We start from the raw sequence: 21,095 nt of genomic DNA, 5'->3' as shown, positions 1-21,095 counted from the left end.
CCCCCGTAAATCGCGCGCGTCCCACCCGTGGCCTTGCTAGCTTCCCCCGGTGTTCTCTCTCCAGCAGCCCCCGTTCTTCACGCGCCTGCGCGACGCGCGGCGCGTTCTCATCGCCGGCGCCGGTGGCGGTTTCGACGTCTACGCCGGTCTGCCGCTGGCCCTCGCCCTGCGGTCGGCGGGCAAGGAGGTCCATCTCGCCAACCTCTCCTTCGCCGATCTCCACGGTCTGAGCCTGGACGTGTGGGTGGAGCAGGACGTCGCGGCCATCGGGCCGACGACCACGTTCCGGGGCGACTACTTCCCCGAGCGCGCGCTCGCTCAGTGGCTGGACCTGCACGGGCAGCCCGCCACGGTGTACGCGCTGTCCCGCACCGGTGTGGCGCCCCTGCGGGCGGCCTATCGCGCGCTGATCGGGCATCTGGGCGGGGTGGACGCCGTCGTGCTGGTGGACGGCGGCACCGACATCCTGATGCGCGGGGACGAGCACGGGCTCGGCACACCGGAGGAGGACATGGCGAGCCTGGGTGCCGTCGCCGGTCTCGACGGGATACCGGAGCGGCTCGTGGCCTGCCTGGGCTTCGGTGTGGACGCGGTGGGGCTCGCCCGGCGCAACCTCTATCTCGACCGGCTGGAGAAGACGGAACTGACGCGGCAGATCAGCTCGGTCGTCGCGGAGTTCCGGGACGAGCTGCCCCGGCAGCGCCCACCGCGTGCCTTCCCTCATTGACCACGGGGAACAGGTGACAGACTGACGCCATGGAAGAACGCGCATTCGGTAGGTTGGGTCAGCACGCGTCCGTGGTCGGTCTCGGCACTTGGCAGCTGGGCGCCGACTGGGGAGACGTCGACGACACGGAAGCCCTCGCGGTGCTGGAGGCGGCGGCCGAGTCGGGGGTGACCTTCTTCGACACGGCGGACGTCTACGGCGACGGACGCAGCGAACAGACCATCGCCACGTTCCTGCGGAGCAGGCCCGACCTGCATGTGTTCATCGCGACGAAGATGGGCCGTCGCATGGAGCAGATCCCCGAGAACTACGTCCTCGACAACTTCCGGGCCTGGAACGACCGGTCCCGCCGCAACCTCGGGGTGGACCGCCTCGACCTGGTCCAGCTGCACTGCCCGCCCACGCCGGTGTACTCCTCGGACGAGGTGTTCGACGCCCTGGACACCCTGGTCGAGGAGGAGCGCGTCGCCGGGTACGGGGTGAGTGTGGAGACCTGCGCCGAGGCGCTGACGGCGATCGCCCGGCCGAACGTGGCGAGCGTGCAGATCATCCTCAACCCGTTCCGGATGAAGCCGCTCCTCGACGTCCTCCCGGCGGCCGAGAAGGCGGGCGTCGCGATCATCGCGCGGGTGCCGCTGGCCTCGGGGCTGCTGTCGGGCAAGTACACGAAGGACACGGTGTTCGCGGAGAACGACCACCGCACCTACAACCGGCACGGCGAGTCCTTCGACCAGGGCGAGACCTTCTCCGGCGTCGACTACGGCACGGGGGTCGAGGCGGCCGTCGAGTTCGCCGCGCTCGCTCCCGAGGGGTACACCGCGGCCCAGCTGGCGCTGCGCTGGATCGTCCAGCTGCCGGGGGTCACGACGGTCATCCCGGGCGCCCGTACGCCGGAGCAGGCCCGCGCCAACGCGGCCGCCGCGGCGCTGCCGGAGCTGTCCGGCGAGACGCTCACGGCGATCCGGGAGCTGTACGACCGCCGGATCAAGGAGCAGGTGGAAGGCCGCTGGTAGGAAGCCGGCCGGGGGTCGTCCGGCGGCTCGTGCCGGACGACCCCCGTGCGCGCGTCAGATCCGGCCACCGGTGAGCCGGGTGAGCGGGCCCCCGTGGACCTGGCGGCCCGAGCGTCGGCCGACCGCGTACGAGGCGGCGGTCAGGGCGGTCAACCCCGCGCCCACTCCGGCGGCGACGAGCTTGCGGTGGGCGATGACGGTCATGGCCGTCTTCGCGCCGGCGGCCACCTGCCCGGAAGCCTGGACGACCGCCTGACGGCCCGCCTCGACGCCCTTGACCGCACTGTGCACGGCGGCGCTGGTGCCGTCCGCGGCCCGCTTGGTCGCGTCGGCCGCGTGTCCGGCGCCGGCCTTGGTCGACGCCGCCGCGTCGTCCACCTTGATCGCGGCGGTCTTCGCGCCGTCGGTGGCCGGTGCCGTCGCCTTGCCGGCGGTCCGGCGGGCCTTGGCCGCGGCCGTCTCGGCGGACGCGGAGTTGTCGTTCGGTTGCCTGTTCGGTCGATTCATGGAAACCGCGTTGCCGTTCACCGCCCCGTCAAACACATCGCGGAGGCGGCTCCCCCTGACGTCCGGACATTCCCCCGGATGGCATAAGATCGCTTTATGAGGTCATAGACCCGACCCGTGTACCTGGTAAGGGTTACCTTAGTTTAGGGTTGCCGTCGAGTCGCTTGTCTCCGCTCGAAGGGAACCTGAACATGCCCCGCCCTCTGCGGGTAGCCATTGTCGGAGCCGGACCCGCCGGGATCTACGCCGCCGACGCGCTGCTGAAGTCCGACGTGGCCACCGAGCCCGGTGTCTCCATCGACCTCTACGAGCGGATGCCCGCCCCGTTCGGACTGATCCGTTACGGCGTGGCCCCCGACCACCCCCGCATCAAGGGCATCATCACCGCCCTCCACCAGGTGCTCGACAAGCCGCAGATCCGCCTCTTCGGCAATGTCGACTACCCGACGGACATCAACCTGGACGATCTGCGCGCGTTCTACGACGCCGTGATCTTCTCCACCGGTGCCACGGCCGACCGCGCGCTCGACATCCCCGGCATCGGCCTCGACGGCTCCTACGGCGCGGCCGACTTCGTCTCCTGGTACGACGGCCACCCGGACGTCCCGCGCACCTGGCCCCTGGAGGCCGAGAAGGTCGCCGTCCTCGGTGTCGGCAACGTGGCGCTCGACGTGGCCCGGATCCTCGCCAAGACCGGCGACGAGCTGCTGCCGACCGAGATCCCGGCCAACGTCCACGAGGGCCTCAAGGCCAACAAGGCGCTGGAGGTGCACGTCTTCGGGCGCCGCGGCCCGGCGCAGGCGAAGTTCTCCCCGATGGAGCTGCGGGAGCTGGACCACTCCCCCAACATCGAGGTCATCGTCGACCCCGAGGACATCGACTACGACGAGGGCTCGATCGCGACCCGACGCGGCAACAAGCAGGCCGACATGGTCGCGAAGACCCTGGAGAACTGGGCGATCCGCGACACCGGCGACCGCCCGCACAAGTTGTTCCTGCACTTCTTCGAGTCGCCCACCGAGATCCTCGGCGAGGACGGCAAGGTCGTCGGCCTGCGCACCGAGCGCACCGCCCTCGACGGCACCGGCAACGTCAAGGGCACCGGCGAGTTCAAAGACTGGGACGTCACCGGCGTCTACCGCGCGGTCGGCTACCTCTCGGACAAGCTGCCCAAGCTGCCCTGGGACGTCGACTCGGGCACCGTCCCGGACGAGGGCGGCCGGGTCATCGAGGAGACCGGCGCGCATCTGCAGTCGACGTACGTCACCGGCTGGATCCGGCGCGGTCCGGTGGGCCTCATCGGGCACACCAAGGGCGACGCCAACGAGACCGTCTCCAACCTCCTGGACGACTTCGCGAACGGCCGGCTGCACGAGCCGTCCGCGCCCGCCCCGGAGGCCGTGGACGCCTTCTTCGCGGAGCGGAACGTGCGCTTCACGACGTGGGAGGGCTGGTACAGGCTCGACGCGGCGGAGAAGGCGCTGGGTGAGCCGCAGGGCCGGGAGCGCGTGAAGATCGTCGAGCGTGAGGACATGCTGCGGGAGAGCGGGAGCGCTCCGCTGGGTTAGGGGGACGGGGAACGGGGACTGCGCGTTGGCTGTTCGGCTGCGAGTTCGTCGTGGCCGCTCGCGCAGTTCCCCGCGCCCCTGAAAGGCTTGCGGCCGGGCGGCAGCCACAAGTTCCCCCCTGGCGGCATAGGCTCGGGGAATGGCCAAGTACTACGACGTGCACCCCGACAATCCCCAGCCGCGTGCCATCGGGCAGGTGGCCGACAGCATTCGTCAGGGTGGGCTCATCGCGTATCCGACGGACTCGTGCTTCGCGCTGGGGTGCCAGCTGGGCAGTCGTGACGGGATCGAGCGGATCCGCACGATCCGGCAGCTCGACGACCGGCACCACTTCACCCTGGTGTGCGAGAACTTCGCGCAGCTGGGGCAGTTCGTGCACGTCGACAACGACGTGTTCCGTGCCGTGAAGGCGTCCACGCCCGGCAGCTACACCTTCATCCTCCCCGCGACCAGGGAGGTGCCCCGCAAGCTCCTGCACCCCAAGAAGAAGACCGTCGGGGTGCGCATCCCCGACCACCGCGTGGCCCAGGCCCTGCTCGCGGAGCTGGGCGAGCCGCTCGTCTCCAGCACCCTGCTGCTCCCCGACGAGGAGGAGCCGCTGACGCAGGGCTGGGAGATCAAGGAACGCCTCGACTACCTCGTCGACGCGGTCGTGGACTCCGGGGACTGCGGCACGGAGCCGACGACCGTCATCGACTTCTCCAGCGGCGAGGCCGAGATCATCCGCAAGGGCGCGGGCGACACCTCACGCTTCGAATGACCCGCCAGGGCGGCGACGGGACTCAGGTCTGCCGCAGCGGCTCGTACGCCTCCGCGCTCAGGCCGAACGTCCAGGCCACCCCCTCCCGGGCCGTGGTCGTGGTGGGCGGCACCCGCAGCCAGTAGGTGCGGCTCGTGCCGTCCGGCTCCGGCGTGGAGTTGACGACCTCCACCATCACCACGTCCTCGTCGCCCGGCAGGGCGATGCGCCAGAGCACGCCCGTCTCGTCGCGGTGCACCGGCCGTGCCCCGGCCTCGTCCAGGTAGCGGTCGTAGCCGTAGAACTCCAGCATCACGCGGCGCAGTTCCGCGTTCTCCTCGGCGCGGATCAGCTCGGGGGTCAGCGTGCCCAGCCGGTCCAGGAACTCACCGGGGACGGGCAGGCCGCGCCAGGCGTGCAGGGCGAAGCCGTCGGCGTAGGCGAGCGCGGGCCCGTCGCCCCGGTCGAGCCGGCCCGCCTCGTCGCGGTGCAGTTCCACGGGCCACTCGGCGACGACCGCGACCTTCTCGTACGGCCACCACCAGCCCGCCGTGCGGGCCACCTCGGCGAGTCCGTCGAGACCCGGGGCGTCGTCCAGGGCGGCCAGCCAGGGAGCGTCGTGCTGGCCCAGGACCGCGTCCAGGAGCAGAAGCCGGATGCCGGTCTCCTCCTTGCGGCCGCCGGGGGCCAGCGCCTCGACGACGCCGGTGCGGACGCGGTCGACGAGCGGCCGGGTCGTCTCCCACAGGTCGGCGCCCGTCGCCCGCCAGTGGTCGCCCCAGCCGGTGGGGCCCAGACGGGAGTGCAGCGCGGCGCGTGCGGCGGCGACGGGTCTGTTGCGGACGGCGTCACGGACACTCGCCCCGGTCTCCGCGGTCACGCCGGTCTCTGCGGTCTCTGCGGTCGATCCGGTCGTCGGCGGCGCCTCGCCGTCCTCCGCCGGTCGGCCCGACAGCAGGCGTACCGCTTCCAGAGGCGAGCGGGCCCACACGATCCGCTCCGGTTCCCGCAGCCCCGCCCGCCGGTAGGCGAGCCGTACGCCCGCCTCGGCCCGCGCCCGGTCACCCGCTCCGGTGGCCGCGGCCACCGCCCGCCAACCGCCCTGTTCCGTCACGCCGTTCCCCTCGGTCATCGTCCTGTCCCTGTCCCGCCCCTGTGCCTTCGTGTCGTCGCGCGGTCGCGCCGTCGCACCGTCGCGTCAGTCCGCGACGATCCGCACCGACCCCGGTACGTACTCGCGCTGCCGTATCACCCGATACCAGCCCTTGGGCAGCGAGATGGCCGCGTGCTCCTCGTGGACGACACGGGCGCCCTCCGGGACGTGCAGCAGCATCGGTCCGAACGCGGTCGACTCGCGGATCAGACGGCCGGGGCCGACCACGGCGTGCGCGTGACCGGTGACCTCGCCGAGGGCGAGGACGAGCCGGCCGCGCCCGTCACGGGGCTCCGAGGCCGCGTCGAGCGCGCCACCGGGCACGGCGCTCTCCGCCAACGGCGCGATGAGGACGTCTCCTTGCCGGTACATGGGTCTCCCTCCCGTCGGGCACAGGCCGTGCCACAGGACGAACGTAGGGGCAGGCACTGACAACGGGCCCCGACCGGCCCTCGCGGAGCGTTCGCCGGGGCGGGCGCGACGGTTGTCCACAGGACCGGGGGCCGATGTTTGTCCACAGGACAGGGGTCCGCCGCACACGTTGTCAGTCGTTCTTGGTAGAACTCCCGTACCCGGCGCCGCTGTGTGCTCCGGGTGCGCAGCGGGCGGACCGGGCACGGGCTCGGTGACCGCCCTCGGACAGGGAACGAAGGGGCGGGGCGCACATGACCATCGGGAGCCATCTGGAGGATTTCCACGGCCTGCCGGTCCACCGCTTTCCCAAGTCGGTGAAGGGCCCGGAGGGTGCCGCGCACCTGCCCGCCGCCGAGTCGGTGGCCTGGAGCATCGCGGTGGACTCGTACGACAGCGAGGAGGAGTGGGAGGCGGCGTTCGCCCGGTTCCTGGCCTCCGTCGACACCGAGAAGGTGCGGGCGCTCGTCGTGGGTGCCTGGAGCGAAGCGTACGAGAGCGGCCCCGAGGGGATCGTCGAGGCCCTGGTGGCGGCGAAGGACCGGCTGCCCTCGCTGCGCGCGCTGTTCCTCGGCGACATCGTCATGGAGGAGTGCGAGATCTCCTGGATCAACCAGGGCGATGTGGGCCCGCTGCTGGAGGCCTTCCCCCGGCTGGAGGAGTTCGGGGTGCGCGGCGGCCAGGGGCTGGTGTTCCCGACGCTGCGGCACGAGCGGCTGAGGACACTGACGGTCGAGACCGGCGGTATGCCCGTGGAGGCGGTCCGGGGCGTCGCGGGCAGTGATCTGCCGGCCCTGGTCGAGCTGGACCTGTGGCTGGGCACCCCCGAGTACGGCGGCGACTGCGAGATGGCCGACCTGGCGCCGATCCTCGCGGGCACCCGGCTGCCGGCCCTCAAGCATCTGGCGCTGCGCAACAGCGAGATCCAGGACGACATCTGCGCGGCCCTCGCCTCCGCGCCGGTGGTGGCCCGCCTCGACGTCCTGGACGTGTCGATGGGCATCCTCACCGACGACGGCGCGACCGCGCTGCTCACGGGCCAGCCGCTGACCCACCTCACCACGCTGGACCTGCACCACAACTACCTGAGCGCGGCGATACGCGACCGCCTCCGGGACTCCCTGGAGGCCGAGGGGGTCCAGGTCGACGTCGACACCGACGACGCCGAGTCGGACGAGGAGGAGGACGGCACGGTCTGGCGGTTCGTAGCGGTGGGCGAGTGAGCGCGTAGGGGTACGGGGGCGAAAGGGGGGCGTGTGGTGTCCGGTTGGCGTGGTGCGGCGGGAGTGGGGCCCGGTCCGCGCAGATGGGTGGTCGTCGGGAACGGGGAGAACCGGCGGGTCGGGCTGTTCGTCGCGGCGGCCGAGGCGGCCGGTGCCGGGACACCCCGGGTCGTCGAGTGGCGGGACGTGCTGCGCGACGGCGGCCACGACTTCGCCGACGACGAGATCGTGCGGCTGGACTCGCCGGGCGAGAACGCGGAGGTGGACCGGCTGCTGCGGGATGTCGACGATCCGACGCGGGTGGAGGGTTCGGCCGTCTGGTACGCCCGGTTCCTGGCCGCGGTGGGTTCGTTGCGGGGCGGGGTGCGGCTGGACGATCCGGCGGATCTGCCGGTGCTGTTCGACAAGCGGCTGTGCCACGCGCGGCTCGACGCGGCGGGGGTGCCGGTGCCCCCGTCGCCCACCTCGGGTGACGCGCCGCCGGTGCGCGGCTGGGACGACGTACGGGCGGCGATGCGGGAGCACGGCATGCCGCGGGTCTTCGTGAAGCCGGCCCACGGGTCCTCCGCGTCCGGCGTGCTGGCCGTCGAGTCGTCGGGGACCTCGTCCTCGGCGGGGCGACCCGGCGGCCGGATCAGGGCCACGACGTCCGTGGAGGTGGCCCCCGACGGGGGACTGCACGCCCCGCCCCGGCTGCACAACTCCCTGCGGGTGCGGCGCTACACGGACGAGCGGGAGATCGCCGGCATCGTCGACACCCTCGCGGCCGACGGTCTGCACATCGAGCGCTGGCTGCCGAAGGCCTCCGCGCACGGCAGATCCGCCGATCTGCGGGTCCTGGTGGTGGCGGGCCGGGCCACCCATGCCGTGGTCCGCACCAGCCGTTTCCCGATGACCAACCTCCATCTCGGCGGGACGCGGGGCGATCTGGGCCCGGTCGTGGACGCGGCGGGCGACCGCTGGCGGCAGGCGCTCGACATCTGTGAGCGGGCCGCAGCCTGCTTCCCGGGCACGCTGTGCGTCGGCGTGGATCTGCTCCCGGCGATCGGCTGGCGCCGGTTCGCCGTGGGCGAGGTCAACGCCTTCGGCGATCTCCTGCCCCGGCTGACCGGACTGCCGGGCGGCCCGGCGGAGGGCCTGGACACCTACACGGCCCAGCTCACGGCGGTGCGGAGCGCCCTGCTCCCGGCACCCCAGCACCACCCCCAGGCAAGGAAAGACCATGCACCCTTCTGACCCGGCCGACGCCGACACGACGGCCGCACCCACCGCACCCACCGCACCCGCCTCGCCGGACATGCCCGACATGAACGAGGTGGTGGGCCGCGACGACCTGCTGCTGCTCACCCTCGACACCCTGCGGTACGACGTGGCCGTGGAGCTGGCGGCGGCGGGCCGGCTGCCGAACCTGTCCGCCCGGCTGCCGGGCGGCGTCTGGGAGAAGCGGCACGCGCCCGGCAGCTTCACCTACGCCTCGCACCAGGCGATGTTCGCGGGGTTCCTGCCGACGCCGGCGGCGCCGGGACCACATCCGCGGCTCTTCGCGAGCCGGTTCGCCGGCAGTGAGACGACCGCGGGGCGCACCTTCGTCTTCGACAGCCCCGACCTGGTGTCGGCGCTCGCCGGGCACGGCTATCGCACGGTGTGCGTCGGCGGGGTCGGCTTCTTCAACAAGCAGGGGGCGCTCGGCGGTGTCCTGCCGGGCATGTTCCAGGAGAGCCACTGGGAGCCGGAGTTCTCCGTGGCGTCACCGACGTCCTTCGAGTCCCAGGTGGCCCGCGCCGAGCGGATCGTGGCCGAACTGCCCGCCGGGCAGCGGCTGTTCCTCTTCGTCAACGCCTCGGCGCTGCACCAGCCGAACTGGTTCCATCTGCCGGGCGCCACGCGGGAGGCGGGCGACGGTCCGGCCACACACGCGGCGGCCCTGGAGTACGTCGACCGGCATGTCGGGCGGCTCTTCGCGGCGATGAGTTCCCGGCGCCGCTGCTTCGCCGTCGTCTGTTCCGACCACGGCACCGCCTACGGCGAGGACGGCTACACCGGGCACCGCCTCGGCCACGAGGCCGTGTGGACCGTCCCCTACAGCCACTTCTTCCTGGAGCCGTCCGCATGACAGTGACCGAGACCGAGACCGAGGCGGGGACCGAGGCGGGGGCACCGGTTCGCCCCTACCAGCACTACGTGTACGCCTACCCGCACAAGACCGCCTACCGGGAGCTGCCCGGTGCCCCGCTCCTCGCGGACCTGTGGGCCGGGGAGTCCCGGCAGGCGCTGTCGCTGTACGCGCACATCCCGTTCTGCGAGGTGCGCTGCGGCTTCTGCAACCTGTTCACCCGGATCGGCGCGCCGGACGGGCTGACCGGCCGCTATCTCGACGCCCTGGAGCGGCAGGCGCGCGCGGTCAGGGAGGCGCTCGGCGACGCGGAGCCGCCGCGGTTCGCGAACGCCGCGTTCGGCGGCGGTACCCCGACCTTTCTGGAGGCGGCCGAGCTGGAGCGGCTGTGCGACATCGCCGAGCGGCACATGGGCGCCGACCTGCGGGCGATCCCGCTCTCCGTGGAGGCCTCCCCCGCCACGGCGACCGCCGACCGGCTGACCGTCCTGGCCGAGCGGGGCGCCACCCGGCTGAGCCTCGGGGTGCAGAGCTTCGTACCGGAGGAGGCGCGTGCGGCCGTACGACCGCAGCGGCGCTCCGACGTGGAGGCGGCGCTGGCGCGGATCCGGGAGGCCGCGATCCCGGTTCTCAACATCGACCTGATCTACGGCATCGACGGGCAGACGGCGGCCAGTTGGCGGCTGTCGCTGGACGCGGCCCTCGCCTGGCGGCCGGAGGAGATCTATCTCTATCCGCTGTACGTGCGGCCGTTGACCGGTCTCGGCCGCCACGCGGACCCTGCGGTCGCGGACCGCGACTGGGACGGGGCCCGGCTGCGGCGCTACCGCGAGGGCCGCGACCATCTGCTGGCGCACGGCTACGAGCAGGTCTCCATGCGGATGTTCCGCCGGACGGACGCGCCACCGCAGGGCGCGGACGACTACGCCTGCCAGACCGACGGCATGATCGGCCTGGGCTGCGGGGCCCGTTCGTACACCTCGAAGGTGCACTACTCCTTCGACTACGCGGTGGACATGGGGCAGATCCGCACGATCATCGACGACTACACGGTGACCGAGGACTTCGGGCGGGCCGTGCACGGCCGTGTGGTCGACGAGGACGAGGCGCGGCGCCGTCATCTGCTGCAGTCGCTGCTGCAGGCGCGGGGGCTGCCGGTGGCGGAGTACCGGCGGCGGTTCGGCTCGGACCCGTACGCGGACTTCCCCCGAGAGCTGGACCTGCTGGCGTCACGCGGCTGGCTGACGGAGGCGGGCACGGGCGGCGGGCTGCTGCGGCTGACCGCCGAGGGGCTGGCCCACTCCGACGCGATCGGTCCCGGCTTCTTCTCCCCCGCCGTGCGGGCGGCGATGGCCGCGTACGAGCCGAAGTGACGGGACCGGGACCATGGACCTGACGATCCTGTACCGGGGGCCGCTCGCCTCCTGCGACTACGACTGCCCCTACTGCCCGTTCGCCAAGCGCCGCGACTCGACGGCCCGGTTGCGGGCCGATCGCGCGGCCCTGGAGCGTTTCACCGGCTGGGCACGGGAGCAGACCGGCGACCGGCTCTCGGTGCTGTTCACGCCGTGGGGCGAGGGGCTGGTGCGCTCCTGGTACCGCGAGGCCCTGGTCGGCCTCTCCCACGAGCCGCACATCGACCGGGTGGTGATCCAGACGAACCTGAGCTGCCGTACGGAGTGGCTGGCGGAGGCCGATCCGGAGACGGTGGCGCTGTGGTGCACGTACCACCCCGGGCAGACCCCGTACGAGCGGTTCCTCGACAAGACGCGCCGGCTGGACGCGATGGGCATCCGCTTCAGTGTGGGCATCGTCGGTCTGCCCGAGCATCTGGAGCACGCCCGGCGGCTGCGCGGGGAGCTGCCGGAGCGGGTGTATCTGTGGGTGAACGCGGCCGACGGACACACGTACACCGACGAGGAGGCGACGGTGTGGGGCGAGTTGGATCCGCTCTTCCCCTTCAGCCGCCATCCGCACCGCTCGGCGGGCCGGGCCTGCCGCACCGGTTCCACGGTCGTCTCGGTGGACGGCGAGGGGACGGTCCGGCGCTGTCACTTCGTCAAGGCCGAACTGGGCAATCTGTACGACGGATCGTTCCGCGCGGCGCTCTCGCCCCGTCCGTGCCCGCTGGCCGTCTGCGACTGCCACATCGGGTACGTCCACCTCGAAACGCTGCCGCTGTACGACGTGTTCGCGGGCGGCGTCCTGGAACGCGTGCCGACAATGGAGGCCCGGCTGGGAACCCGACCGGAGATCAGAAAGCGAGTGAGTCCATGACCTCAGCGGTCAACAGCGGTGTGTGGATCCGTCGTTACCGGCCCGCGCCCGAGGCGGCGGTGCGGCTGCTGTGTCTGCCGCACGCGGGCGGCTCGGCGAGCTACTACCTGCCCATGGCGCAGGCTCTCGCCCCCGGGGCCGATGTGCTGGCCGCGCAGTATCCGGGGCGTCAGGACCGTTACGCCGAGCCGCCGGCGGGGAGCATCGCGGAGCTGGTCGAGGGGGTCGTCGGGGCCCTCGGCGAGGACGACGGCCGCCCGCTCGCCCTGTTCGGGCACAGCATGGGCGCGGTGGTCGCCCATGAGCTGGCGCTGCGGCTGGAGGCGGCCGGCCGGGCCCCGGTCCGGCTGTTCGTGTCGGGGCGGCGCGCCCCGTCCACGCCCGGGGACGGCAGGCGGTTGCACCGGGTGAGCGATGCCGAACTCATCGAGTCCGTACGCCGGCTGGGCGGCACCGACGGGCTGGTCCTCCAGGACGAGGAGCTGGTCCAGCTCGTGCTGCCTGCGCTGCGCGGTGACTACGGGGCGCTGGAGACGTACGAGCCGCGCCCGGGTGTCCGGCTGGCCTGCCCCGTCACCGTGCTCACCGGCGACGCCGACCCCGTGACCCCGGTGGCGTACGCGCGCGCGTGGGCGGACCACACCGACGGACCGGCCGACGTGTCCGTGTTCCCCGGCGGGCACTTCTACCTCAACGACCGGTCGGCGGAGGTGGTCGACGTCGTACGACGCCACCTGGGGCTGTAGTCCCGCGCGGCGCGGCCGTCACACGCGCCAGCTGTACCGGCGCTCCGGGCGGCCGGCCACGCCGTAGCGCAGGGAGACGTCGGCGCTGCCGGTGCCGTGGAAGTACTCCAGGTAGCGGCGGGCGCTGACGCGGGAGATGCCGGTGAGGGTGGCGCACTCGGTGGCGGAGAGGGTGCCGTCGGCGTCGCGGAGGGTGCTCTCGATCAGCTCGGCGGTCTCGACGCTCATGCCCTTGGGCAGCGCCCCGGCCGCCGAGGCGGGCGCGGTGGCTCCGGCGAGGACGCGGTCGACGTCGGCCTGGCCGCGGACGACGGTGGTGAGGAGCCGGCCGCGCTGGGCGGCGTACCGCTGGAGCCGGGAGCGCAGCTCCTCGAACTCGAAGGGTTTGAGGAGGTAGTCGACGACGCCGTGGCGGACCGCGCCGCGCACGCTGTCGGCCTCCCGGGCGGCGCTGATGACCATGACGTCGCAGTCGTGGCCGGCGGTGCGCAGCCGGGGTATGACGTCGAGGCCGAAGCCGTCGGGAAGGTAGAGGTCGAGGAGGACGAGGTCGGGGCGGAGTTCGTCGACGGCGGCGACGGCCTGCTCGCCGGTGCTGGCGACGCCGACGACACGGAACGGCTCGACGCGTTCGACGAAGGTGCGGTGGACGCGGGCCACCATGAAGTCGTCGTCGACCACGAGCACGTCGATGGTGCCGGGCGTGCCGCTCAGGGCCGACGGCCCGCCGCTCGTCCCGGGCGTACTGCTCGTGCCGGTCATGGTGTCGCTCCTTCCGCCACCGCTTCGGCGAGGTGGCTGACGGTCATACGGGCGGTGAACATGGCCCCGTCGGGGGTGTTGGTCACCGAGATCTCACCGCCGTGGCGTTCGCAGACGAGGCGGGTGAGGGCCAGGCCGATGCCGCGTCCGCCTTCCCGGGCGGCCTTGGTGGTGAAACCGTGGGAGAAGACCTCGCGGGCCAGCTCGGGGGCCACGCCGGGCCCGGAGTCGCGGACGACGATCTCCACGCTGGAGGCGTCCTGCCGCAGCTCCACCTCGACCCAGGCCTCACCGTCCTCGGCGCCGCCCCAGGTGTCGGGATCGTCGGGCACGGTCGTGGTGGCGGCGGCGTCCACGGCGTTGTCGACGAGGTTGCCGACGACGGTGGCCACGTCGGCGGCGTCCTCGGGGGCGAGCCGGTCGAGGGCGGTGGCGTCCGAGATCCGCAGGGTGACCCGGCGTTCGGCGGCCAGCGAGGTCTTCGCGGTGAGGAGGGCGGCGACGGCGGTGTCGCGGACCCGGCGGCTGAGGGTGACGTCGAGGGAGTGGCGGTGCCGGCTCAGCGCGCGGATGTAGTGGACGACCTCGTCCTGCTCACCGATCTGGATGAGCCCGGAGATGGTGTGCAGCTGGTTGGCGAACTCGTGGGCCTGGGCGCGCAGCAGTTCCGAGGAGCTGCGGAAGGAGCCGATCTCCCGCTCCAGACGGGCCAGTTCGGTGCGGTCGCGCAGGGTGGTGACGGAGCCGAGGTGGCGGCCGTCCTTGGTGACGGTCATCCGGTTCATCACCAGGACCCGGCCCCGGCGGATGACGACCTCGTCGCGCTGGTGGGGTGCCTCCTCCGGTGCTCCGGCGAGGACGTCCCGCAGCCGTCCCTCGACACCGAGGTCGGCGAGGCTCTTGCCGACACAGTCCTCGGGCAGGTCGAGCAGCCGGCGCCCCATCTCGTTGACGAGGGTGAGCCGGTGGTGGGGGTCCAGGGCGATGACGCCCTCGGCGATGCCGTACAGCATGGCCTCGCGGTGTTCGGCGAGGCCGGCGATCTCCTGGGGCTCCAGGCCGAGGGTCTGCCGTTTGACGCGGCGGGCGAGCAGCCAGGAGCCGACGAGGCCGAGGCCGCTGGCGATGCCGAGGTAGGCGAGGAGGTAGGAGGAGGCGCCGCTGAGGCGCTGCCACACGGTCGGGGAGGCCTCGCCGATCATGACCGTGCCGAGCAGGCGGCCGAGGTTGTCGTCGGTGGTCGCGCCGAGCACGGGCACCTGGGCGACGAGTTCGCGACGGCCGTCGAGGGTGAGGGCGCCGGACCAGCCGCGGCCCGCGACGGCGCCCTCGCCGGTGGGCAGCGGGTCGCCGATCGCGGTGGGGTCGGTGGAGCTGACGATCCGGCCGTCGGTGTCGGCGACGGTGACGGAGGTGACCCCGGACTGGGTCTGGGTGGAGTTCACCAGGGGTGCCAGCGCCTCGTGCGCGACGGGCCGGGCGAGCCGGTCGCGGACCAGGGGGTTGGCGGCGAGCTGCTCGGCGAGCGCGGTGACCCGGCGGCCCTCGACGCGGTTGAAGGTCGCCGCCGACTGCGTGAGCGAGACCGCCGCGACCGCGAGCAGCACCACCACGACGATGGCGAGCTGGAGCACCAGCATCTCGCCTGCGAGGGTATGGCGACGGAACACCACGACGGACTCTTCTCTCTGGCTTCTCTGACCGACGCCGTCCCGGGCGTCCCGCTGTACTCTCCGGCCTCTCTCCGGCCCTTCCACCGGCCGACGCCGTCCCGGGCGCCTCGCGGCTGGGCGCCGACTCGTGCGGCGGGGCCCATCATGGCGCTCGCGTGGAGTCCGGGAAAGAGAGGTGTGAGGGACGTGCTCATAAGGTGACAGGCGCCGTGACCACTACGACCACAACCTCCGTTGCTTCCGCAAGTGAGGCAGGCCCGCATCTTGTGGGCACGCTGTGTCCCAGGTCACCCTTCCCCCCTCGACCCGACCGACAGGTGGTGGCATTCGTGCAGCTGCGCACACCTCTCGCCCTGCTCGGGGCAGCCGTGCTCCTGCTCGTGGGGCCGCCGCTGCTGACGACCGGCAGCGGCGCCGAGAGCGGCACGCAGATACCCGGGCTGCGTTTCATGGTGCCGAACACGCCGGGCGGCGGCTACGACATCACGGCGCGGACGGCAGCGAAGAACGCCGAGGACGCCGGGCTCACCCACAACATCGAGGTGTTCAACCTGCCCGGCGCCGGCGGCACGGTCGGGCTGAGCCGGCTGGTCGGCGAGCACGGCAACGGCAAGCTGGCGATGTCGATGGGGCTCGGTGTCGTCGGTGCCGTCCGCTCCAACGACGCGCCGAAGACCCTCGCCGACACCACCCCGATCGCCCGCCTCACCGAGGAGCAGGACGTCGTGGTGGTCGCCAAGGACTCGCCGTACAAGACGATCGACGAGCTGATCGGGGCGTGGAAGGACGATCCGGGCAAGCTGCCGGTGGGCGGTGGGTCGGCGCCGGGCGGGCCGGACCATCTGGCGCCGATGCTGATGGCGCAGGCCGCCGGGATCGCTCCGAAGGAGGTCAACTACATCCCCTTCGACGGCGGCGGTGAGCTGCTCGCCTCGATCCTCGGCAACAAGGTCGCCTTCGGGGTGTCCGGGGTCGGCGAGTACCTGGACCAGATCAAGGCGGGCGAGCTGCGGCTGCTCGCGGTGACCGGCCCGAAGCGGGTGGCGGGGCTGGACGCGCCGACCCTCCGGGAGGCGGGCTACGACGTGAACTTCACCAACTGGCGCGGCATCGTCGCCCCGCCCGGTCTGACCGAGGCCGAGCGCGACAAGCTGACGCGGCTGATCGAGGAGCTGCACGACTCGCCGGAGTGGCGGCAGTCGATGAAGCAGAACGGCTGGGACGACGCGTTCCTCACCGGCGACGCGTTCGGCGACTTCCTGGACGCCCAGGACAGACGTGTGGTGTCGGTGCTGAAGGAGCTGGGCCTGTGACCACGCAGACGGACACCACCGGCACTCCCCCGCCGCCCGCGCCCCCGTCCCGTTCCTGGCTGCGCGACCACTCCGAGCTCGGCGTCTGTGTCCTGCTGCTGGCGCTGGGCGTCCTGGTCCTGACCGACGCGCTCACCATGGACGTCGACATCGCGCAGCGTGGTCCCGTCGGCCCGAGGACCGTGCCGATCGTGGTCGGCGCCGGGCTGCTGCTGATCGCCGCGCTGCTCGCGGTGGATGTGCTGCGGGGCGGCCGGGGCGAGGCCGAGGGCGGCGAGGACATCGATCTGTCCGAGCCCGCCGACTGGCGCACGGTGCTGCTGCTGGCCGGGGTGTTCCTCGGCGCGGCCGTCCTGATCGAGCCGCTCGGCTTCCCCATGGCCGGCGCCCTGCTGTTCTGGGGCGCGGCCTACGCCCTCGGCAGCCGGCGCCCCGACCGGGATCCGTTGATCGCGGCGGTCATCTCCCTGGTCACCTACGTCGTGTTCAACAACCTGCTCGGGGTGCCGCTGCCCGGCGGTCCGCTGATGGGAGTGCTCTGACATGGACGCCTTCAGCTCCCTCCTCGACGGTTTCGGTACGGCCCTGACGCCGATCAATCTGCTGTGGGCCGCGATCGGTGTCCTGCTGGGCACGGCGATCGGTGTGCTGCCCGGTATCGGGCCGGCCATGGCGGTGGCGCTGCTGCTGCCGGTGACGTACGGGCTGAACCCGGTCGGCGCGTTCATCATGTTCGCCGGGATCTACTACGGGGCGATGTTCGGCGGGTCCACCACCTCGATCCTGCTGAACACGCCAGGAGAGAGCGCGGCCGTGGTCGCGGCCATGGAGGGCAATCCGATGGCGAAGTCGGGGCGCGGCGCACAGGCGCTGGCCGCGGCCGCCATCGGGCACTTCGCGGGCGGCATGGTCGGCACGCTCCTGCTGGTGGCGCTGGCGCCGAAGGTCGCCGAGCTGGCCGTGGACATCGGCGCCCCGGACTATTTCGCGATCATGGTGCTGGCGTTCATCGCCGTGACGTCCGTGCTGGGCTCGTCCCGGGTGCGGGGCCTCGCCTCCCTCCTCATCGGTCTGACGATCGGACTGGTGGGTCTGGACCAGATGACCGGCCAGCAGCGGCTGACCTTCGGTTCCCTGCAGCTCGCCGACGGCATCGACGTGGTGATCGTCGCGGTCGGGCTCTTCGCCATCGGCGAGGCCCTGTGGGTGGCCGCGCATCTGCGGCGCAGCCCGCCCGAGCCGATCCCGGTGGGCCGGCCGTGGCTCGGCCGCTCCGATGTGAAGCGGACCTGGAAGTCCTGGGTGCGGGGCCCGTTCATCGGCTTCCCGTTCGGCGCGATCCCGGCGGGCGGCGCGGAGATCCCCACCTTCCTGTCGTACGTCACCGAAAAGCGGCTGTCGAAGCACAAGGACGAGTGGGGCAAGGGCGCCATCGAGGGCGTCGCGGGCCCTGAGTCGGCGGCGTCGGCCTCGGCGGCGGGCACCCTCGTCTCCATGCTGACCCTCGGCCTGCCGACCACGGCGGTCGCGGCGGTCATGCTGGCGGCCTTCCAGCAGTACGGCATCCAGCCCGGCCCGCTGCTCTTCGAACGCGAGCCCGACCTGGTGTGGGGCCTGATCGCCTCGCTCTTCGTCGGCATGGTGCTGCTGCTCGCGCTGAACCTGCCGCTGGCCCCGCTGTGGGCGAAGCTGCTGCGTATTCCGCGGCCGTACCTCTACGCGGGCATCCTGTTCTTCGCGGCGGTCGGCGCGTACGCGGTCGGCGGTGAGGTGATCGACCTGGTGATCCTGCTGATCATCGGCCTGATCGGGTTCGGGATGCGCCGCTACGGCCTGCCGGTGCTGCCCGCGGTCATCGGGGTCATCCTCGGCCCCAACGCCGAGCAGCAGCTGCGGCGGGCCCTGCAGATCAGCGACGGGAGTGTCGGCGGTCTGGTGAACACGCCGTTCTCGGTGACGGTGTACGTGATCATCGCCGTGCTGCTGGCCTGGCCGCTGCTGAAGCGGCTGGTGACGCGGAAGCGGACCGTCGAGGCCGGGTGACGGCGGTCAGGCGCCCGGCGCGCACCGTGCCCGACCGGCGGTCGCACTCAGCTCGCGCCGCGCTCCGCCTCCTCGCGCAGGAACGCGCTGATCTGTCCGGCGAGACCCTCCCGGCCCGCGCCGCCGCCCGCCGGGTCGAGGAGGTCCTCGTCGACGCCGATGCCGCCGGACCACAGGTACCGCTCGGTCCACTCCTCGTCGGCGCGCAGCTGGACCTGGATGTCGAACTGGGTGAGGTGGGCCTCGGGGGCGGCGGCGTACAGGACGGAGGTGGCGCGGCGCAGCGGGTAGAGGTCGAAGCCCTCGATGAAGCGGGAGTTGCGCCAGTCGAGGAAGGCGCTCTCGCCGTCGGGGCCGGTGCGGATGTCGAGCTGGCCGTCCTCCAGGTGGAGGCCGACATGGTCGGCGCCGCGGTTCTCCACGGTCACCCGGAACACGAAGTACGTCAGGCCCTCGGCGGCGTCGTCGCGTCCCCGCGGCGGTTCCGCGCACTCCACTCCGTGGACGCGCACACGCAGGCCGGCCAGATCGCCGTCGTACTCCTGCCAGTCCCCGATCACGTTGGCCTCGCGCACCGTCCACCTCTCCACATCGGCGGGACACCTCCCGCGTTCGCGCGCACCACAGTGCCACACCCGTCGGACGTCCGGGTTCTGGGCATTACCGCCGGTCAGACGTGATCAAGCCGTGGGCAGCGACGATTCCCGGGAGGGTGCCACGAAGGGGGTCGGGCACGTGCCGTACATCACGTTCACGGCCCACAGTGCGGATACGGGTGGCCGACTTGTCGATTCCCCGAGCGGGCCCGCGCGCCATAGGCTACGTTCGATCACCGCCGGTTGGCGCACCGTCGGCGAAAGAGCGGGCAGGGAAGGTTCTGAACGTCGCATGGGCAACTTCGGTATTGCTCCACCGACGGGCCCGGCCATGACCGGAGGGATGGCCGATCCGCTGTTCGAGACGGCGCACCGGGCCCCCGCCCTGCCGCAGCTGGCCCGCCGCGATCCCGACGCGCCGGGGACCTGGACCCGGGTGAGCGCCGCCGAGACACGGGACGAAGTGGTCGATCTCGCCAAGGGGTTGATCGTGTCCGGGATCCGGCCGGGCAACCGCGTGGCCGTGATGGCGCGGACCCGGTACGAGTGGACGGTGCTGGCACACGCGCTGTGGGCGGTGGGCGCCGAGATCGTGCCGGTCTACCCGACGTCGTCGCGCGACCAGATCGAGTGGATCCTGCGCGACGCGGCCTGTGTGGGCGTGGTCGTGGAGGACGAGCTGGGCGTGATGACGGTCGGCTCGGTGTGCGCCAAGCTCCCGCTGCTGCGGCACGTCTGGCAGTTGGACGCCGAGTCGCTGCCCCAACTCGTCGAGATGGGCCGGGACGTGCCGGACGCGACGGTGGACTCGCTGCGCCGCATCGTCATGCCGGACTCCACCGCCGTGATCGCCTACACCTCCGGCACCACCGGCCGGCCCCGGGGCTGCGCGCTCTCCCACCGCAGTCTGGCCAGCCCCTGCGACGTCCTGCTCGCCGGGTGGCGGCAGACGGCGGCGGCACCCGGTGAACAGCCCGCGATCCTCGCCTTCCTGCCCTTCTCGCACGTCTACGGTCTGATGATCCAGGGGATGTGCCTGCGCGGCGGGATGCTCCTCGCGCACGAGCCGGAGCTGACCGAGCAGGCGCTCTCCGACGCGATGCGCTCGTTCCGGCCGACGTTCCTCTACGGCGTCCCCTACGTCTTCGAGAAGATCTACAAGAACTTCCTGCGCAAGGCCCAACAGGCGGGCCGGGGCCCGCTGTTCGAGCGCGCGGTGCGCACCGCGCAGGACCACGCCCTCGCCGCCGAACGGCAGCGGCTGGGCACCGGCCCCGGTCCCGCCATGGACCTGAGGCTCCAACACGCCTTCTACGAGAAGGCGGTGTACCGCAAGCTGCGCGCGGCGCTCGGCGGCCGGGTGGGCGGCGGCTGCTCCGGCGGCTCCCCCCTCAACCGCGAGCTGACGCTGTTCTACGCGGGCATCGGCATCCTGATCCACGACGGGTACGGCCTGACCGAGACCGGCGGGGGCATCACCGCCCAGCCGGTGGGCCGGGAGAAGTTCGGCACCGTGGGCCGTCCGCTGCCGGGCACCGAGATCCGGGTGGCACGGGACGGGGAGATCCTGGTCAACGGGCCCTCGGTGTTCCAGGGCTATGTCAACGACGAGGCCGGCACCCGGGCCGCGCTGCAGGACGGCTGGCTGGCCACGGGCGACATCGGGCGGCTCGACAACGAGGGGTATCTGTCGATCACCGGCCGCAAGAAGGAGATCATCATCACCAGCGGGGGCAAGGGCGTGGCCCCGGCGCCGCTGGAGGAGCAGCTGCGGACGCATCCGCTGATCCACCAGGCGGTGGTCGTGGGCGACAACCGGCCCTGTGTGGGTGCCCTGATCACCCTGGACCCGGAGTTCCTCGCGCACTGGCGGGGTTCGCTGTCGGCGCCGGGTGAGCTGCTGGGCCGGGAGGCGCGGGAGGAGAACGCGCTGCGGCAGGAGGTGCTGCGGGCGATCGCCGCGGCGAACAGCACGGTGTCGCGCTCGGAGTCGATCCGTGTCTACCGCATCCTGTCCGAGCCGTTCGACCTCGCCAACGGCTTGCTGACACCGTCGATGAAGCTGCGCCGGGACACCATCGTGCAGCGGTACGAGGCGGAGATCGAGGCGATGTACGCGACCTCGGCGCGAGCCGTGCGCCGCGCCGCCTCGGAGGAGCTCACGGGCTGGGACGACTCGGACTCCGACGACGTGTTCCGCCGGATGCGGCACTGACACCACGGGCGAACGA

At 72.3% G+C, this 21,095-nt stretch carries 20 protein-coding genes; 14 read left to right on the top strand and 6 right to left on the bottom strand.

Features of this window, described 5'->3' with window-relative positions:
* The first annotated feature begins 49 nt into the window (after nucleotides 1-49).
* Together J8M51_RS29745 and J8M51_RS29740 are read left to right on the top strand one after the other, a co-directional pair.
* Nucleotides 50-727 carry a DUF1152 domain-containing protein gene (locus J8M51_RS29745; RefSeq protein ID WP_086759595.1) on the top strand — a complete coding sequence of 226 codons (678 nt, stop codon included), beginning with the start codon at nucleotides 50-52 and terminating at the stop codon, nucleotides 725-727.
* Nucleotides 728-756: 29 nt separating this feature from the next.
* Nucleotides 757-1,740, top strand: coding sequence for an aldo/keto reductase (locus J8M51_RS29740; RefSeq protein ID WP_086759594.1), 984 nt, complete (start codon nucleotides 757-759; stop codon nucleotides 1,738-1,740).
* Nucleotides 1,741-1,794: 54 nt separating this feature from the next.
* Here J8M51_RS29740 and J8M51_RS29735 read toward each other — a convergent pair whose 3' ends face one another.
* Nucleotides 1,795-2,283, bottom strand: a complete 489-nt coding sequence (locus J8M51_RS29735; RefSeq protein ID WP_086759592.1) for a hypothetical protein — start codon at nucleotides 2,281-2,283, stop codon at nucleotides 1,795-1,797.
* 155 nt (nucleotides 2,284-2,438) lie between these two features.
* Between J8M51_RS29735 and J8M51_RS29730 the strand changes: the two genes are divergently transcribed.
* Both J8M51_RS29730 and J8M51_RS29725 read left to right on the top strand, forming a co-directional pair.
* Complete coding sequence (locus tag J8M51_RS29730) at nucleotides 2,439-3,815, top strand: FAD-dependent oxidoreductase (RefSeq protein ID WP_086759591.1); 1,377 nt, start codon at nucleotides 2,439-2,441, stop codon at nucleotides 3,813-3,815.
* Nucleotides 3,816-3,954: 139 nt separating this feature from the next.
* Nucleotides 3,955-4,575 (top strand): L-threonylcarbamoyladenylate synthase, encoded by a 621-nt coding sequence (locus tag J8M51_RS29725; RefSeq protein ID WP_033528678.1) that lies wholly within the window; start codon nucleotides 3,955-3,957, stop codon nucleotides 4,573-4,575.
* Between the two features lie 22 nt (nucleotides 4,576-4,597).
* Here the strand turns inward: J8M51_RS29725 and J8M51_RS29720 are convergent, their stop codons facing one another.
* Together J8M51_RS29720 and J8M51_RS29715 are read right to left on the bottom strand one after the other, a co-directional pair.
* Nucleotides 4,598-5,686 (bottom strand): DUF6745 domain-containing protein, encoded by a 1,089-nt coding sequence (locus tag J8M51_RS29720; RefSeq protein WP_267299584.1) that lies wholly within the window; start codon nucleotides 5,684-5,686, stop codon nucleotides 4,598-4,600.
* A gap of 66 nt (nucleotides 5,687-5,752) precedes the next feature.
* On the bottom strand, nucleotides 5,753-6,079 hold the full coding sequence (locus tag J8M51_RS29715; protein WP_086760026.1) for a hypothetical protein: 327 nt from the start codon (nucleotides 6,077-6,079) through the stop codon (nucleotides 5,753-5,755).
* 293 nt (nucleotides 6,080-6,372) lie between these two features.
* On the opposite strand from J8M51_RS29715, the gene J8M51_RS29710 reads away from it, so the two are divergent.
* From J8M51_RS29710 to J8M51_RS29685, 6 genes are all read left to right on the top strand, one after another.
* The gene (locus J8M51_RS29710) at nucleotides 6,373-7,341 is read left to right on the top strand and encodes an STM4015 family protein (protein ID WP_086760028.1); all 969 of its coding nucleotides are present in this window, start codon (nucleotides 6,373-6,375) and stop codon (nucleotides 7,339-7,341) included.
* Nucleotides 7,342-7,377: 36 nt separating this feature from the next.
* Complete coding sequence (locus tag J8M51_RS29705) at nucleotides 7,378-8,577, top strand: STM4014 family protein (RefSeq protein ID WP_086760030.1); 1,200 nt, start codon at nucleotides 7,378-7,380, stop codon at nucleotides 8,575-8,577.
* A 70-nt stretch (nucleotides 8,578-8,647) separates the two neighbouring features.
* Complete coding sequence (locus J8M51_RS29700; protein WP_086760034.1) at nucleotides 8,648-9,454, top strand: STM4013/SEN3800 family hydrolase; 807 nt, start codon at nucleotides 8,648-8,650, stop codon at nucleotides 9,452-9,454.
* On the top strand, nucleotides 9,451-10,827 hold the full coding sequence (locus tag J8M51_RS29695) for an STM4012 family radical SAM protein (protein ID WP_267299583.1): 1,377 nt from the start codon (nucleotides 9,451-9,453) through the stop codon (nucleotides 10,825-10,827). The genes J8M51_RS29700 and J8M51_RS29695 overlap by 4 nt, the downstream gene beginning before the upstream one ends.
* A 13-nt stretch (nucleotides 10,828-10,840) precedes the next feature.
* Nucleotides 10,841-11,731: an STM4011 family radical SAM protein gene (locus J8M51_RS29690; protein WP_086758516.1), complete on the top strand. Its 891-nt coding sequence runs from the start codon at nucleotides 10,841-10,843 to the stop codon at nucleotides 11,729-11,731.
* A complete protein-coding gene (locus J8M51_RS29685) occupies nucleotides 11,728-12,477 on the top strand; it encodes a thioesterase II family protein (RefSeq protein ID WP_086758517.1) in 750 nt (249 codons plus the stop codon). Before J8M51_RS29690 ends, J8M51_RS29685 begins: the two co-directional genes overlap by 4 nt.
* A gap of 18 nt (nucleotides 12,478-12,495) precedes the next feature.
* Here the strand turns inward: J8M51_RS29685 and J8M51_RS29680 are convergent, their stop codons facing one another.
* Together J8M51_RS29680 and J8M51_RS29675 are read right to left on the bottom strand one after the other, a co-directional pair.
* Nucleotides 12,496-13,239 carry a response regulator gene (locus J8M51_RS29680; RefSeq protein ID WP_107473770.1) on the bottom strand — a complete coding sequence of 248 codons (744 nt, stop codon included), beginning with the start codon at nucleotides 13,237-13,239 and terminating at the stop codon, nucleotides 12,496-12,498.
* Nucleotides 13,236-14,879, bottom strand: coding sequence for a sensor histidine kinase (locus J8M51_RS29675; protein WP_086758519.1), 1,644 nt, complete (start codon nucleotides 14,877-14,879; stop codon nucleotides 13,236-13,238). Before J8M51_RS29675 ends, J8M51_RS29680 begins: the two co-directional genes overlap by 4 nt.
* A gap of 362 nt (nucleotides 14,880-15,241) precedes the next feature.
* Here J8M51_RS29675 and J8M51_RS29670 point away from each other — a divergent pair, with 362 nt between their 5' ends.
* From J8M51_RS29670 to J8M51_RS29660, 3 genes are read left to right on the top strand one after another with little or no spacing between them, the layout of a single operon-like run.
* Entirely contained in the window at nucleotides 15,242-16,225 is a 984-nt protein-coding gene (locus tag J8M51_RS29670) for a Bug family tripartite tricarboxylate transporter substrate binding protein (protein ID WP_179203232.1), read from the top strand.
* Complete coding sequence (locus tag J8M51_RS29665; RefSeq protein ID WP_086758524.1) at nucleotides 16,222-16,767, top strand: tripartite tricarboxylate transporter TctB family protein; 546 nt, start codon at nucleotides 16,222-16,224, stop codon at nucleotides 16,765-16,767. Before J8M51_RS29670 ends, J8M51_RS29665 begins: the two co-directional genes overlap by 4 nt.
* A 1-nt stretch (nucleotide 16,768) precedes the next feature.
* Nucleotides 16,769-18,268, top strand: coding sequence for a tripartite tricarboxylate transporter permease (locus J8M51_RS29660; protein ID WP_086758526.1), 1,500 nt, complete (start codon nucleotides 16,769-16,771; stop codon nucleotides 18,266-18,268).
* Between the two features lie 47 nt (nucleotides 18,269-18,315).
* On the opposite strand, the gene J8M51_RS29655 is transcribed toward J8M51_RS29660, so the two are convergent.
* A complete protein-coding gene (locus J8M51_RS29655; RefSeq protein WP_086758528.1) occupies nucleotides 18,316-18,843 on the bottom strand; it encodes a hypothetical protein in 528 nt (175 codons plus the stop codon).
* A gap of 313 nt (nucleotides 18,844-19,156) precedes the next feature.
* On the opposite strand from J8M51_RS29655, the gene J8M51_RS29650 reads away from it, so the two are divergent.
* Nucleotides 19,157-21,079 carry an AMP-dependent synthetase/ligase gene (locus J8M51_RS29650; RefSeq protein WP_086758530.1) on the top strand — a complete coding sequence of 641 codons (1,923 nt, stop codon included), beginning with the start codon at nucleotides 19,157-19,159 and terminating at the stop codon, nucleotides 21,077-21,079.
* Nucleotides 21,080-21,095 lie beyond the last annotated feature (16 nt).

This window comes from Streptomyces griseiscabiei (assembly GCF_020010925.1).
Lineage (GTDB): Bacteria > Actinomycetota > Actinomycetes > Streptomycetales > Streptomycetaceae > Streptomyces > Streptomyces griseiscabiei.
The sequence above is the reverse complement of the archived record's forward strand: the minus strand, read 5'-3'. Positions and strand labels throughout refer to the sequence as shown.